At 71.5% G+C, this 13,977-nt stretch carries 15 protein-coding genes and 1 pseudogene; 5 read left to right on the forward strand and 11 right to left on the reverse strand.

Annotation, left to right across the window (positions count from 1 at the left end; translation table 11 throughout):
* Positions 1-20: 20 nt before the first annotated feature.
* Together OHA58_RS07980 and OHA58_RS07985 are read right to left on the reverse strand one after the other, a co-directional pair.
* Positions 21-500 carry an SHOCT domain-containing protein gene (locus OHA58_RS07980; RefSeq protein WP_405477772.1) on the reverse strand — a complete coding sequence of 160 codons (480 nt, stop codon included), beginning with the start codon at positions 498-500 and terminating at the stop codon, positions 21-23.
* A gap of 113 nt (positions 501-613) precedes the next feature.
* Positions 614-1,276: an HdeD family acid-resistance protein gene (locus OHA58_RS07985; RefSeq protein WP_405477774.1), complete on the reverse strand. Its 663-nt coding sequence runs from the start codon at positions 1,274-1,276 to the stop codon at positions 614-616.
* Positions 1,277-1,592: 316 nt separating this feature from the next.
* Here OHA58_RS07985 and OHA58_RS07990 point away from each other — a divergent pair, with 316 nt between their 5' ends.
* Both OHA58_RS07990 and OHA58_RS07995 read left to right on the forward strand, forming a co-directional pair.
* Complete coding sequence (locus OHA58_RS07990; protein WP_405477776.1) at positions 1,593-1,730, forward strand: hypothetical protein; 138 nt, start codon at positions 1,593-1,595, stop codon at positions 1,728-1,730.
* A gap of 28 nt (positions 1,731-1,758) precedes the next feature.
* Positions 1,759-1,950 (forward strand): hypothetical protein, encoded by a 192-nt coding sequence (locus OHA58_RS07995; RefSeq protein ID WP_405477778.1) that lies wholly within the window; start codon positions 1,759-1,761, stop codon positions 1,948-1,950.
* On the opposite strand, the gene OHA58_RS08000 is transcribed toward OHA58_RS07995, so the two are convergent.
* The 7 genes from OHA58_RS08000 to OHA58_RS08030 all read right to left on the reverse strand — a co-directional run bounded on the left by OHA58_RS08000 (position 1,951) and on the right by OHA58_RS08030 (position 10,691).
* A complete protein-coding gene (locus OHA58_RS08000) occupies positions 1,951-2,160 on the reverse strand; it encodes a hypothetical protein (protein WP_405477780.1) in 210 nt (69 codons plus the stop codon).
* A 133-nt stretch (positions 2,161-2,293) separates the two neighbouring features.
* Entirely contained in the window at positions 2,294-2,818 is a 525-nt protein-coding gene (locus OHA58_RS08005) for a hypothetical protein (RefSeq protein ID WP_405477782.1), read from the reverse strand.
* Positions 2,819-2,932: 114 nt separating this feature from the next.
* Positions 2,933-5,623, reverse strand: a complete 2,691-nt coding sequence (locus tag OHA58_RS08010; RefSeq protein ID WP_405484857.1) for a LuxR C-terminal-related transcriptional regulator — start codon at positions 5,621-5,623, stop codon at positions 2,933-2,935.
* Positions 5,624-5,951: 328 nt separating this feature from the next.
* Positions 5,952-7,283 carry a class I SAM-dependent RNA methyltransferase gene (locus tag OHA58_RS08015; protein ID WP_326710710.1) on the reverse strand — a complete coding sequence of 444 codons (1,332 nt, stop codon included), beginning with the start codon at positions 7,281-7,283 and terminating at the stop codon, positions 5,952-5,954.
* 112 nt (positions 7,284-7,395) lie between these two features.
* Positions 7,396-9,444, reverse strand: coding sequence for an APC family permease (locus OHA58_RS08020; protein ID WP_405477784.1), 2,049 nt, complete (start codon positions 9,442-9,444; stop codon positions 7,396-7,398).
* Positions 9,445-9,555: 111 nt separating this feature from the next.
* Positions 9,556-10,299, reverse strand: a complete 744-nt coding sequence (locus tag OHA58_RS08025; RefSeq protein ID WP_405477786.1) for a transglycosylase SLT domain-containing protein — start codon at positions 10,297-10,299, stop codon at positions 9,556-9,558.
* 29 nt (positions 10,300-10,328) lie between these two features.
* On the reverse strand, positions 10,329-10,691 hold the full coding sequence (locus OHA58_RS08030) for an ArsR/SmtB family transcription factor (protein WP_405477788.1): 363 nt from the start codon (positions 10,689-10,691) through the stop codon (positions 10,329-10,331).
* A gap of 148 nt (positions 10,692-10,839) precedes the next feature.
* Between OHA58_RS08030 and OHA58_RS08035 the strand changes: the two are divergent.
* The 3 genes and pseudogenes from OHA58_RS08035 to OHA58_RS08045 form a co-directional block, all read left to right on the forward strand.
* A pseudogene (locus tag OHA58_RS08035) lies at positions 10,840-11,085 on the forward strand (hypothetical protein); the annotation flags it as partial.
* Between the two features lie 247 nt (positions 11,086-11,332).
* The gene (locus OHA58_RS08040; protein WP_405477790.1) at positions 11,333-12,004 is read left to right on the forward strand and encodes a potassium channel family protein; all 672 of its coding nucleotides are present in this window, start codon (positions 11,333-11,335) and stop codon (positions 12,002-12,004) included.
* Positions 12,004-12,681 carry a TrkA family potassium uptake protein gene (locus OHA58_RS08045; protein ID WP_116508876.1) on the forward strand — a complete coding sequence of 226 codons (678 nt, stop codon included), beginning with the start codon at positions 12,004-12,006 and terminating at the stop codon, positions 12,679-12,681. The genes OHA58_RS08040 and OHA58_RS08045 overlap by 1 nt, the downstream gene beginning before the upstream one ends.
* Positions 12,682-12,810: 129 nt before the next feature.
* Here the strand turns inward: OHA58_RS08045 and OHA58_RS08050 are convergent, their stop codons facing one another.
* Both OHA58_RS08050 and OHA58_RS08055 read right to left on the reverse strand, forming a co-directional pair.
* Positions 12,811-13,551, reverse strand: a complete 741-nt coding sequence (locus tag OHA58_RS08050) for a DUF3159 domain-containing protein (protein WP_405477793.1) — start codon at positions 13,549-13,551, stop codon at positions 12,811-12,813.
* A 3-nt stretch (positions 13,552-13,554) separates the two neighbouring features.
* A complete protein-coding gene (locus OHA58_RS08055) occupies positions 13,555-13,965 on the reverse strand; it encodes an OB-fold nucleic acid binding domain-containing protein (RefSeq protein WP_100591174.1) in 411 nt (136 codons plus the stop codon).
* Between the last annotated feature and the right edge of the window lie 12 nt (positions 13,966-13,977).

The following is a 13,977-nucleotide window of genomic DNA, read 5'->3' on the forward strand; positions in this document are numbered from 1 at the left end:
CGTGTTCGTCCGGCACGCGCTCAGCGTCCGGAACCGGAGGAGCCGGAGGCGGTGTCGGTACCCGGGCCTTCGGCCGGACTGTGGCCGGCCAGCACCAGTTGCTTCGCCTTGCTGAACTCCTCGTCCGTGATGTCGCCGCGAGCGCGGATCTCGGACAGCCTGGCCAGCTCGTCGACGCTGCTGGGCCGGTCCGTACCGCCCGCGGTCTTCTTGATGTAGCTGTCGAAGGCCTTCTGCTGCTCACGGGCCTGCTCGATCTCCCGGCGGCCCATGTTCTTGCCACGGGCGATCATGTAGACGAAGACGCCCAGGAAGGGCAGGAAGATGGTGAACACCAGCCAGCCGGCCTTCCCCCAGCCGCTCATGTCGTCGTCGCGGAAGATGTCGCCGATGACGCGGAAGAGCAGGACGAACCACATGATCCACAGGAAGAACCAGAGCATGCTCCAGAAGACGCTCATCAGGGGATAGTCGTACGCCAGGTACGTCTGCGCGTTCATGTCTCTTCTCCGTCCCGGGCGCTCGCCCAGCCGCCTTTGCCTGCCGTCTTCAGCGTGGGCCGACGGGGGCCCGGTGGCCTCACCCGACGGGGGTGAGCTTTGTGGGTGGGGTGTCAGGCCGTCGGTTCCTGGCCGGGCGAGCCCGTGACGCCCGCCTTCCGAAGCGCGGACCGCCAGGCGAAGGCGACCGCCGCCTCGGCCAGCCCGAGCAGGACGAGCCACAGGCCGAGCAACCGGGTCAGGGCCTGTGCCGACTCGGCAGGCAGGGCCAGTACGACGATCCCCGCGACGATGCCGAGCACCGCGACGCCCAGGAGCACGCCGCGGTGCGGCAGGTCCTTGGCGGCGATGGCGGTGTAGAGGGTGAGGACGCCGGACACGAGCCAGACGACGCCGACGATCAGGGAGAGGGCGGTGATGGTCTGGAGCGGGTTCCGCAGGCACAGCACCCCGGCCAGGAGGAACAGAACGGCCAGGAGCAGCCCCGACAGCCGTTCGCCGTGCTCCTCCCGCGCGAAGACGGCCACGAACCGGAACACCCCCATGACCAGCAGGTACAGGCCGATGAGGACCGCCAGGACGTGCAGTGTCTCCGCCGGCCAGACCAGGATCAGGATGCCGGGCACCAGCGTGACGACCGCCGAGCCCAGGATCCAGGTCCATGAGCGGCCCAGTCGCGCCAGCGCGTCGGCGGGATCGTCGACCGGCCGGGGGGCCGCCCCGCCGGCGGGGGGTTCCGGTCCGGTCTGCGGCGCCGGACCACGCGGCATGGTCATGGCTCCTCCTCGCATGATCGAGCGGGTCGTTCCCGGACCGCCGAAGGGGCCGGCGGTACGCGGGGACCTGACCGCCTCAGCGTCCCGCGCGGCGCCGCCCGCCGGGTCACCCACGGCGGGTGATCCGGCGCCGCCGCCAGGGCGACGGGGTGGAACCGGAGGCGTTCGCACGCCCTGCGGCTGGACGTGCGGCAGCCGGGAACGAAGAGCGGCGAGATGAGCGATCCCCCAGCCGCCCGGACGGATGCCTGCCGATCCGGGCCCGCCCCGGCGGAGGCGGCGCATCGGGCCCGGCCGGCGAGCGGCCGTCGCGGCCGTGCTCCGCGCCGTGCTCACGGCCGCCGCGCTCGTCACCGCCCACCACCTGCTGGACGGCTCCGCCCCGGGCTCCTTCAGCGAGTCGCCGACCACGTCCAACGACACCGGGACGTCGGACGAGGAGGCAGGACCATGACCGTAGCGAGCCGATTTGCGACGCGCGCGTGCGCGTGTTGGAGAGTCAGTCGGCCACGCGCGTACCGGAGTTGATGCCGATCCGCTACCTGGGCGACAGCGACCGATTCGACTGCGCGCTCTCCGGGTTCGCCCAGTCCTGCGCCGACCAGAACGAGCGGGACTTCGAGGCGCTGGGAGCTGCCTGCCGCTCCGGGCGGAGCAGGGCGGAGCGCCTCTGATCAGTCGGCCCGGCCCTCCGGCAACTGCCGCATCTCCAGCACTCGCAGTCCCAGCGACTGGAGCCGGGCCAGCAGCCCGTACAGGTGCGCATCGTCCACGACGGGGCCGAACAGGACCGTCTGGCCGGCCATGATCACGTGGCCCAGCTCCGGGAAGGCCTTGGTCAGCGTTTCCGACATGTGTCCCTCGACGCGGATCTCGTAACGCATGGGCTTTTCTCCCGAGAGCAGCGTGGGGGCGGGTGGGCGATGCGACGCCCCACTTGCGAGCGTCCGCCTCTGCGCCCGGCCCGGCCTCACCCGGTACAGGTGACCTGCCTTCTCCGGCGCACGACGATCCGGCTCAGTGCTTCAGGACGATCTTGAAGGTGACGATCAGCAGACCGAGCACCAGGTTGACCAAGGCGGTGACGGCCATGAGACGCCGGGGGGCACCGGCCCGGCGTGCCGCGGCCACGGACCAGCCCACCTGCCCGGCCACGGCGACCGACAGCGCCAGCCAGAGCGCGCCCTTCACGTCCAGCCCGAGGAGAGGGCTGAGGGCCACCGCGGCGGCGGGCGGGACGGCCGCATTGACGATCGGCCACTCGTCGCGGCACACGCGCAGCACGGTCCCGCGGTCCAGTGCCTTCCGCCGCGCCAGCCGCGCTCCGAACAGCTGCGCGTGTACGTGGGCGATCCAGAACACCACGCCGGTGAGCAACAGCAGCAGCACCAGCTCCGCGCGGGGAAAGGAGCCCAGCGAGCCGGCGCCGACGACCACGGAGGCCGCGAGCAGGGATCCGTAGACGCCGCCTGTGTAGTCGCCGCCTGCTCGGCTCTCGGCTCTGTCCGGTCGGCCCGTGACGGGTCCGGTGGTTCGGGACACTGGTGCCTCCTCGGGCTCGGCTGAGGGCGTCGGTCCGGCCGCCCCGCCGGAGCGTCGGTGTCCTGTGCGCTCGCGGCAGGGCCGGCGTGTTCGGTCCCGGCCGCCGAGGCCCGTTCACACCAGTCCGAGTTCGCGCGCGCGGCGCACCGCTTCGTTGCGCCGGTTCACCCCGAGCTTCCGGTAGACGCTCTTGAGATGGGTCTTCACGGTGTTCACCGACACGTAGAGGTCGGCGGCGATCTCCTCGGTCGACATCATCAGGGCCAGCCGCTCCAGCACGTCCCGCTCGCGTCCGCTCAGCTCCTCCGCGACGAGCGCAGCGGGCCGCGCGTCGACCGTGGCCGGTTCACCAGGACGCGACGGAGCGGGCGTCAGCCAGTCCGCGGCCAGCTCCTGGAGCGGCGCGGTGGACAGCAGGGGCCGGATCCACGGCCGCGCATCGAGGAAGGGTCTGCGAAGCCGCTCGCGCCGGGCGCCGAGGAGTGCCTGCGCGACGAGCCTGCCAGCTGTGGCGTCGTCTCCCGCCCCCTGCGCGGCCTGAGCCCTGACCAGCGCTGCCCGAACGGTCACCGCCGGCCCGGTCCGGCCCCCGGTGTCGATGCTGTCGAGCAGGCCGACGGCCTCTTCCGGGCGACCTGCGGCGAGCAGCATCCGCGCGGCTTCCACAGCGCAGGCCGGCTGGTCGCCGGGGACATCCTGGAGCACCTCGGCGGCCATCCGAGGCCGTCCTTCGGCCATGTGCGCGGCCGAGGCGAACAGCGCCTCCTGGCCCGCCGCCCAGGGCGAGGCCGCAAAGACGCGGATGCCTGGGTCCGCCGCCTCGACGGCGGCCCGAGCGTGGCCCTGGACCAGCAGGAGACGCGCCTTGGTGAGGGCCCGGACCGCGGCGATCACCGGATCGTGCGTCGCAGAGCGGAGTTGGGCCGTCTCGTCGAGAAGGGTCTGCGCCCGGCTCAACTCGTCTCGGTCCACGGCCACGGCGGCCAGCACCAGCAACCCGATGCCCGTGCCGGCACCGGAGGCGCCCGGCTCGGGCAGACGGAGCCTCTCCGCCTCGGAGGCGCCCGCGAGAGCCTTGCGCTCCGCCCTGCCGATCCAGCCGTTCAGGTAGTCGATCAGTGCCAGGTGCCCCAGCGACTCCTCACGGGGCAGCAGGGTGGACGCCTCGCCATGGGTGTCCGCCACTGTGGTCAGGGCGGCACGCGCGTCCTCGAAGCGCCCGGCCCACAGGCGGGTGGAGCCGAGATGGGTCATGAGGAGCGCATGGAGTTCGGGATGCCTGTCCAGGAGGTGCTCCGGGACCTCCCGCCGGAGCCGGGCGGCCGCGGAGGCGGCCGCCTCGGCCTGCTCGGGAGAACCGGTCAGCCGGGCGGCCAGCGTCTCCAGCAGCGCACAGCTCAGCTGCGCGGCCGCCCCGTCGCGCGGGTCGGCGGCAAGCCGCTCCTCGGCGCGGCGCAGATGGGACAGACCGCGCTCGACGTCGCACCGGGACAGGTCACGGGCCGCCCGGACGAGCTCCGGCGCGGGGCCGGTGGCCTCGGGGTCCATCCCGGAGAACAACTGGTCGAGGTCGGCCGAGCGCAGACCGGTGAAGAGCTGTCCGATCGCCAGGTCGTCGACGAGGGCGCCGGCGGTGAAACCCCAGTCGCCCGATGCGGCACCGTGAGCGAGTGTCTCCGGCAGGGATCCGTAACGGCGCAGCCACAGCGCGGCACGTCGGTGGAGCTCGGGCTCAAGGCCCGGCAGGCGGACCCGCAGGTGGGCCCGGAGTATCTCCCCGAACAGCGGGTGGAGCCGGTACCACGAGTGCCCGAGGTCCTCGACGAACGCGTTCGCGCGGTGCAGCTCGACGAGCAGGGGCTCGGCGTCGGTCCGCCCGGTCAGCGCGTTCGCCAGATCAGGACTGAAACGCTGGAGGACGCTGACACGCAGCAGGAGATCCTGTGTCTCCTCCGGCTGCCGCTTGAGCACCTCGGCCAGCAGGAAGTCCGCGACCGCGCTCCGGTCCGCCTCGAACTCCTTCAGATAGAGCTCCGGGGCCGCGCTCTCCCGCGCGGCCAGGGCGCACAGGCACAGGCCGGCGGCCCAGCCCCGGGTCCGGTCCACCAGGCCGCGCGCGGCGTCGACCGGCAGGCGCAGACCGTGCCGTTCCAGCAGCGAGACGGCCTCCTCGGGAGTGAAGGCCAGCTCGGCGCCGCGCAGCTCCGTCAGCTCGCCGGCCGCCCGGTAACGGTGCAACGGCAGCAGGGGTTCGGTGCGGGTGACGAGGACCAGGCGCATGCCCTGCCCGGCGTGGTGCAGGACGAATTCCAGCTGCTCCGCGACCTCGGGGGTGGTCACGCGGTCGAACTCGTCGATCACGACGGTCACCGGCTGGTCACGTGCGTCCAGATCGGCGGCGAGCGCCGCCAGCAGCTTGCGGTCCACGCGGGCCGCCTCCATCGGGACCCCGACCGCTCCGGAGACCGGCGCACCGCATGCGCGGAGAGCCTCCAGCACGTACGCCCAGAACACACCGGGCTGCCGGTCCTCGTCCTCAGCGGTGAGCCAGGCGACCGGCTGTGGCAGGCCGGCGGCCCAGTCGGCGGCCAGCAGGGTCTTGCCCGCGCCCGCTGCTCCGTTGATCAGGGTCAGCCGCGTCCGAAGAGCCTTGTCGAGGTGCCGGTCGAGCCGCTGCCGCCGCAGGTAGGCGGCGGGTCGCGCCGGCAGGGCGATCCGCGTGCGGAGAAACGAGTCCCCCAGAGGATCCACGCACGGAACACTTGGATCGACCGGTCCAGGAGCCTGCTCGTGGATCTCCGCCACAGCGCTCACCACCGCTGCCTGTCAGGGGTCGAGTCATGGGCCCGCTCACCCACAGGATCCCAGCCTTTCCGGCCGTGCGCGCGGGGGCAGATCTCTCGACGGGGAATGCAGGGCGTGCCGGCACCCGCACACCAGCGGTCACCGCACTCTCAAGAGGGGCGCTCGGTGGACCGTCGCGCCGCCAGATGCCCTGCCTGCTGCGTGCGTTCGCGTCAGCCACCAGGGCGCGCAGCAACTCGTCCTGGGTCAGGAGCCGGAGGTGGGACGAGCAAGCCGGCCCCGCGACGGTTCGATTCGCGGGGCCGCCGCACACTCGCGAAACCTCAGGTCAGGCGTCCTTCTTCACCGGCTCCAGAATCGCCACGCACTCCACGTGATGCGTCATCGGGAACAGGTCGAACGCCCGCAGCATCCGGACCTTGTAGCCGCTGTCGCGGAAGTACGCCAGGTCGCGGGCCAGGGCTGCCGGGTCACAGGCCACGTAGGCGATGCGGCGGGCGCCGAGCGACGCCAGGTGCTCCACCGTCTTCTTGCCCGCGCCCGCGCGCGGCGGGTCCAGGACGATCAGGTCGACCTCGGTGATGCCCGTGCGCGGGAGGACCGATTCGACCTTGCCCTGCTCGATGCGGACGCGGTCGAACGCGGCCAGGTTGTGGCGGGCGTCCTCGACCGCGCGCTTGCCCGACTCGATGCCGAGCACCGCGCCCTGGTCGCCGATGCGGTCCGCGATCGCGCCGGCGAAGAGGCCGACGCCGCAGTACAGGTCGAGCGCCATCTCGCCCTTGCGGGGCAGCAGGCCCTGCATGACGGCCTTGACCAGCGTGTCCGCCGCCTGCGGATGCACCTGCCAGAAGCCGCCGCTGCCCACGCGGTGCGTGCGGCCGTCGGCGCGCTCGCGGACGAACCCGCGGCCATGGACCCGGTGGATGCCGCCGTCCTTCTCGTCGACGCGCAGCACGGAGACCGGCTTGTCGAGTTCGACCAGGGGCAGGCGCGCGCCGGGGCGCGGGGTCAGGATGACCTGGCGGTCCTGGGAGCCCGTCGCCGCGATCGCCTCGATGGACTCCATGCCCGTCCAGTCGCGCTTCTCGATGCCGAGTTCGGAGACGCCCGGTGCCGCAATCATGCAGTGCTCGATGGGCTCGACCTCGTGCGAGCGGTGGCGGCGCAGTCCGGCCTTCCCGGTGTCGGGGTCGACCGCGTACTGCACGCGCGTGCGCCACTGCGGGACCTCGCCCGCCGGGAGCTTGTCGCCCTCGGCCGGCATGACCGTGCCGTCCCAGCCGGCCTCCTCGGGCGTGAGGCCCGCGAGGCGCTGGAGCTGCTCGGCGATGACCTCGCCCTTGAGGCGGCGCTGCGCGCCCGGCTTGGCGTGCTGCCAGTCGCAGCCGCCGCAGCGGCCGGGGCCGGCGTACGGGCAGGGCGCCTCGACGCGGTCCTTGGACGCCTCGATGACGGTGACCGCGTCGGCGCGCAGGAAGCGGGCGCCTTCCTCGCCGTCCGTGACGCGGGCCACGACCTTCTCGCCCGGCAGCGCGTGCCGGACGAACAGGACCTGGCCCTCGTCCGTGCGGGCGATGCAGTGGCCTCCGTGGGCGACGGGGCCGATCTCGACCTCGTACTCCTCCCCGACCAGCGACTTCTTCGGTTCTGCCTGCATGGCGGGGGACTCCACAACGTAAGAAAGCAAGGGACACGGCGAACGGCCGGACAACAGCCCACCAGTCTACGTGGGTGTTGTCCGGCCGCTCGCCACACGACAGCCGAGGGGGTCAGCCCTTGTTCGACGGCTCCTTCGGGCGCTTCTCGACCGGGCCGCGGCGCACCGCGCCCGGCGCGTTCCACTCCGAGCGCCTGCGGGCCCGCTTCTTCGCGGCCTCGGAGGACTCCAGCTGGTAGGGCACGGAGGTGACCATGATGCCGGGGGTGAAGAGGAGGCGGCCCTTGAGGCGCAGGGCGGACTGGTTGTGGAGCAGGTGCTCGTACCAGTGGCCGACCACGTACTCGGGGATGATCACGCTGACCGCGTCGCGCGGGGAGTCGCGGCGCAGGCTCTTCACGTACTCGATGATCGGGCGCGTGATCTCGCGGTAGGGCGAGTCGAGAACCTTGAGCGGTACGTCGATGCCGCGCCGCTCCCACTCCTCGCGCAGGGCCTTCGTCTCGGCCGGGTCGACGTTCACGCTGAGCGCCTCGAGGGTGTCGCTGCGCATGAGCTTCGCGTAGGCGAGGGCACGCAGCGTCGGGCGGTGGATCTTGGAGACGAGGACGATCGAGTGGACGCGGGACGGCCGGACGCTGTCGTCGGTCGGCGTCTCGGGGGCCTGGATCTCCTCGGCCACGCGGTCGTAGTGCTTACGGATCGCGGTCATCGTCGCGTAGAAGATGCACATGCCGAGGAGGGCGACCCAGGCGCCGTGCGTGAACTTCGTGACGAGGACCACGACGAGCACGAGGCCGGTGAAGAACGCGCCGAAGGTGTTGATGGCGCGCGAGCGGACCATGTGGCGGCGCTTGGCCGGGTCCTTCTCGGTGCGCAGGTGGCGGTTCCAGTGCCGGACCATGCCGGTCTGGCTCAGCGTGAACGAGACGAACACGCCGACGATGTACAGCTGGATCAGGCGCGTCGAGTCGGCGCCGTAGATGACGACGAGGAGCGCGGCCGCGCCCGCGAGGAGCACGATGCCGTTCGAGAACGCGAGGCGGTCGCCGCGGGTGTGCAGCTGGCGCGGCAGATAGCGGTCCTGGGCGAGGATCGAGCCGAGCAGCGGGAAGCCGTTGTACGCGGTGTTGGCGGCCAGGAAGAGGACCAGGGCCGTGGCTGCCGCGAGGATGATGAAGAGGAAGCTGCCCTTGCCGAAGACGGCCTCGGCGACCTGGGAGATCACCGGGTTCTGGACATAGGCCCCGCCTACCGCGACGCCGTTGTGGATCAGGTCGGTGGCCGGGTTCTCGGCCATGCGGACCTTGGTCGTCATGGCGAGCGCGATGATGCCGCAGAACATGGTGACGGCGAGGATGCCCATGGCCGCGAGCGTGGTCGCCGCGTTCTTCGACTTCGGCTTGCGGAACGCGGGGACGCCGTTGCTGATCGCCTCGACGCCGGTGAGCGCGGCACAGCCGGAGGAGAACGCGCGCAGCAGCAGGAAGACGAGCGCGAAGCCGGCGAGACCCTGGTGCTCGGCCTTGATGTGGAAGTCGGCGGTGGGCGCCTTCATGGTGTCGTCGAGGACGAGTCCGCGGAACGCGCCCCACGCGATCATGATGAAGACGCCGGCCACGAAGACGTACGTCGGGATGGCGAAGAGCTTCCCGGACTCCTTCACGCCGCGCAGGTTCATCAGCGTGAGCAGCACGATGACGACGACCGCGCAGAGCACCTTGTGTTCGACGACGAAGGGGATCGCGGAGCCGAGGTTCTCGATGCCGGAGGCGATCGACACGGCGACCGTGAGGACGTAGTCGACGAGGAGGGCACTCGCGACGGTGAGCCCGGCCTTGGGGCCGAGGTTCGTGGTCGCGACCTCGTAGTCACCGCCGCCGCTCGGGTACGCGTGGACGTTCTGGCGGTAGGAGGCGACCACGGTGAACATCAGCACCACGACCGCGACGGCGATCCAGGGGCTGAAGTGGTACGCCGACACGCCCGCGATGGAGAGGACCAGCAGCACCTCTCCCGGCGCATAGGCCACGGAGGACAGCGGGTCGGAGGCGAAAACGGGGAGGGCGATGCGCTTCGGCAGGAGCGTTTCTCCGAGCCGGTCGCTGCGCAGAGCGCGCCCGATCAAGATCCGTTTGGGCACGTCGGTCAGTTTGGACACGCAGAGGATCGTAAGCGTTCGAACGGGGGGCCGCCCACCCACCACCCCCCAAGTGCACCGGAACCTCACATCGGGCCTCACGCCGGGCGGTCCTGGCGAGGCGTTACCTCCTCAGTCGCCGCCTGCGCCGGCCACGGCTTGCCCTGCCTTGTCCCAGTTCGAACGCAGCCGGGCCAGATAGTCGGCGGCCTGGCTGCCGGGCGTCGCGCCGCGCGCGAAGGCCTGCATGTTCCCCGCGCCCGTGTTGTAGCCGAGCCCGAGCAACTCGTCCTTGTCGTACGGGCCCGAGGGGTGCGCGGGCAGTTGCCGCGCCAGGTCGTGGAGGTACCAGGCGGCCGCGCGCACGGCCAGGTCCGGGTCGTCGGGCAGCTCCTCCCACCGGCGCCCCGCGAAGGCCCGGCCCCGCTTGGTCTCGTCGAACGCTGCGCGGTGCATGTTGGCGAGCCCGAAGGCGGCGCCCGGCTTGTAGCGCTGCCAGGCGCGTTCCAGGGCGGGGTCGTGGGGTTTGTACGACTCGTTGTAGAGGATCGCCATGAGGAGCCGCGGGCTGACGCCGGCCTCGGCGGCGCGGGCGCGGACCTGCGGGGCGTAGGCCGCCGGGTCGTACTTGCCCGAGGGGGTGGTGGGGCTGCTGGAGCTGCTGGGGCTGGGCTTCGGCGTGGGGGTCGTGGGCGTTCGCGAGGGGTGGGCGGACGCATCCGGCTTCCCCCTGGCCCCCGTAGCCCCCGTGGCCCCACCGGTCCCGTCTGCGCCCGTATCCCCCGACCGCCCGCACGCCCAGGCCACCAGGACGACGAGCAGCACCGCGCCCCAGAGCCAGGGCCTGCGCCTGACCTGTCCGCCCCGCTCCGCCATCCCCGGCCTCCTCCAGCGCCTTTCGTTCTCTAGGCCCCGGCCCCGCGGAGCCGGGGGGCCCGGTTCGGATCGACGCGCTCGGCGAGCCGGCCGACCAGCAGCCGCACCACGGCCACGATGTCCGGGTCGTCCACGAAGTAGACCTGGCGGCGCCCTTCGCGCCGGGACCGGACGAGCCCGGCGAGCTTCAGCTTGGTCAGGTGCTGGCTCACGGCGGGCAGCGCGCCGCCGACGCGGTCGGCGAGGCCTGTGACATCGCTCTCACCCTGCGCGAGGGCCCACACGATGTGCAGCCGGGCCGAGGAGGCGAGCAGTCCGAACGCGCCGGCCGCCTCCGCGATGACCTCGGCCGGCGGGTCGTCGAAGGCGGGCCGGTCATCGAAGTCGCGCACGCGCGTCACCACCGTCGTCGTCCTCTTCCACATCCGCGTCGGCTCACCGGGCCAAGGAAGACCCCAGTCTAGGTGGGCACTGTGACGCCCGTAACGCCGCTGTGGTCCGGGTTCACGCGGGAGAGCCCCCGCCGGAGAAGCCGCCGACGACGCGAGCCCGGGACGCCTCAAGCGCCTGGCGACCGGGGTCGCCGTGCCGTACGTGACCTTCGAGGTCGCGTACAGCTTCTTCAAGCGCTGGGCGAACGACGACCCGACGTACCCGATCAGCCTGCTCGACCGCTGGTACCTCACCTGGTTCCTGATCGCGCTGTTCATCTGGCGGCTCACCACCCCGCTGCGGAAGATCGTCCGCCGGCCCGTGCCGCTCGCGCCGGCCATCGCGGTGCTCGCGATGGAACCGGAGATGAAGGGGGCGTTCAGGCGGGACGCGGCCGAGATCGCGGGCAGGGGCAGCGCGCGGCGAAGCTGATCAAGCTTCCGGCTACGCGGATGCTGGCAACGGAGGCCATGCGGCTTAAGCTCGTCTCCTGGCAACGCGGCACGCGATTGCCTCTAGTTGCCCGGCAGACTGAGAGAGAAGAGTGAGCGAGATGTTTTCGCAGGTCATCGGGGCGACCGGGAGTGCGGGGTAGCGGCCGGTGCACATCGTCATCATGGGGTGCGGCCGGGTGGGTTCAGCCCTGGCCCAGACCCTTGAGCAACAGGGGCACACGGTAGCGGTCATCGACCGGGACCCGACGGCGTTCCGCCGCCTGGGTTCCGGCTTCGGCGGCCGCCGCGTCACCGGGGTCGGCTTCGACCAGGACACCCTGCGCGAGGCGGGGATCGAGGAGGCCGGCGCGTTCGCGGCCGTCTCCAGCGGTGACAACTCGAACATCATCGCCGCCCGCGTGGCCCGCGAGATGTTCGGCATCGAGAACGTCGCGGCCCGTATCTACGACCCGCGTCGCGCCGAGGTCTACCAGCGCCTGGGCATCCCGACCGTCGCGACCGTGCGGTGGACCGCGGACCAGATGCTGCGCAGGCTCCTGCCGTCCGGCGCCGAGCCGCTGTGGCGCGACCCCACCGGGGGCGTCCAGCTCGCCGAGGTGCACGCCTCGGTGGCGTGGGTGGGCCACAAGATCAGCCGGCTCCAGGAGGAGACCGGCGTCCGCGTCGCGTTCATCACCCGGCTCGGCGAGGCGATGCTGCCCACGTCGCAGACGGTCCTGCAGGAGGGCGACCTGGTGCACGTGATGATGCGCACCGACGACGTCGAGAAGGTCGAAGCGGCGTTCGCCGAGGGTCCTGAAGAGGAGGGCGGTCACTGATGAGGGTCGCCATTGCCGGAGCGGGCGCGGTGGGCCGGTCCATCGCCGGTGAGCTCCTGGAGAACGGGCACGAGGTCCTTCTCATCGACAAGGCGCCGACCGCCATCTCGGTCGAGCGCGTCCCGCAGGCGGAGTGGCTGCTCGCCGACGCCTGCGAGATCACGTCCCTGGACGAGGCGGCGCTCCAGCGCTGCAACGTGGTCATCGCGGCCACCGGCGACGACAAGGTCAACCTCGTCGTCTCGCTGCTCGCGAAGACCGAGTACGGGGTCCCGCGGGTCGTCGCCCGCGTGAACAACCCGAAGAACGAGTGGCTCTTCAACGAGTCGTGGGGCGTCGACGTCGCGGTCTCCACGCCGCGCCTGATGTCCGCGCTCGTCGAGGAGGCGGTGAGCGTGGGCGACCTGGTCCGCCTGCTGCGCTTCAGCCACGGCGACGCGAACCTGGTGGAGCTGACGCTGCCGCCCGAGTCGGCGCTGGCCGGCACGCGCGTGGGTGACGTCCAGTGGCCGGAGGACACGTCCCTGGTGACGATCATCCGCGGGACCCGCGTCCTGGCCCCGTCCCAGGAGGACTCCCTGGAGGCGGGCGACGAGCTGCTCTTCGTGGCCGCCCAGGCCCGCGAGGAACAGCTCGAGGACCTGCTGTCGGTCCGCCGCGAGGACGTCGCGGGCTGAAGGGCTTTCCCGTAGGTACGGCAGGTACGCAGATGGGGCCCGGAGTGTCACACTCCGGGCCCCATCTCACCTAGGGGCGCGGGGAACTGCGCAACCAGCCCCCCACCGGCCCGCAGACGCAAACGAGCCTCACGCCTCCCGGCGATGACGCGCGGCCCCCTCCGTACGGGCGGCCTTCGCTTCCTTCTCGGCCTTCTCCTCCGCCTCCATCTCCGCGAACACGTCGATAGGCGCGGGCGCCTTCGCCAGGAAGACCCAGGTCAGCCACACGGCGAGCAGGAACGGAGGGATCTTCAGGGCGATCAGGACCCAGCCGAACTTCGTGGTGTCGGCCCACCAGTACATCGGGAAGAGGATCGCGCACTTGGCGAGCAGGATCAGGCCCCAGGCCCAACTGGCCTTCGCGTAGGCCTTCTTGCGGCCGGGGTTGCGCGTGCGCCAGGAGAGGTTCTCCTTGAAGACCGGTCCCAGGATCAGGCCGATCAGCGGCACCCCGCACAGCGTGGTGACGATGTAGGCGACGGCCAGGCCCAGCGTGTAGAGCATGCCGGGCAGGTAGAAGTCCTTGGCGTTGCCCGTCATCATCGCGAAGACGACGCCGAAGGCCACGCCGAAGACGCCGCTGAAGGCGTGCTTGACGGTGCCCTTCATGACCAGGCGGACCACGACCAGGACCAGGGACACCGCGAGGGCCGCGATGGCCGACATGTGCAGGTCCTTGTTGATCGTGAAGATGGTCACGAAGAGGAGACCGGGAACGACGGTCTCCACCAAGCCCCGCACGCCGCCGAAGGCCTCGAAGAGGGCGGCCTCGGTCACCGCCTTCGAGTCGGAGTCCTGATCCGCGGTCGGCTTGTCGAGGGACGTCACCGGCTACTCCCGTCCGAGCGGTCTGAGTTCGTACTTCGGGTTGAAGAGCACCCTACGGCCCCGGCTCATCGAGACCCGTCCGGAAGCGATCAGCTTGCGGCCCGGTTCGATGCCGACGATGGACCGGCGGCCGAGCCATACGACGTCCAGAGCCGCGGAGCCGTCGAACAGCTCCGCCTCCAGGGCCGGGACTCCGGCGCGTGGTCGGAGGGTGACCGTGCGCAAGGTACCAGTAACGGTGACTATCTGCCGGTCCTGGCAGTCCCCGATGCGGGTACAGCCCGTGGTCTGCGAGTCCTCGCGCAGCTCTTCCGACTCCAGGTCCTCCTGGGAGGAGGACAGCCGGTCGAGCATGCGCCGGAAGCGGCCTGCCGGCTTCTCGGACGGCGTATCGGAACGAGGGACAGCACTCATGAATCAAGCGTA

It is taken from the genome of Streptomyces sp. NBC_00009, from assembly GCF_045040855.1.
Classification (GTDB): Bacteria; Actinomycetota; Actinomycetes; order Streptomycetales; family Streptomycetaceae; genus Streptomyces; species Streptomyces aureus.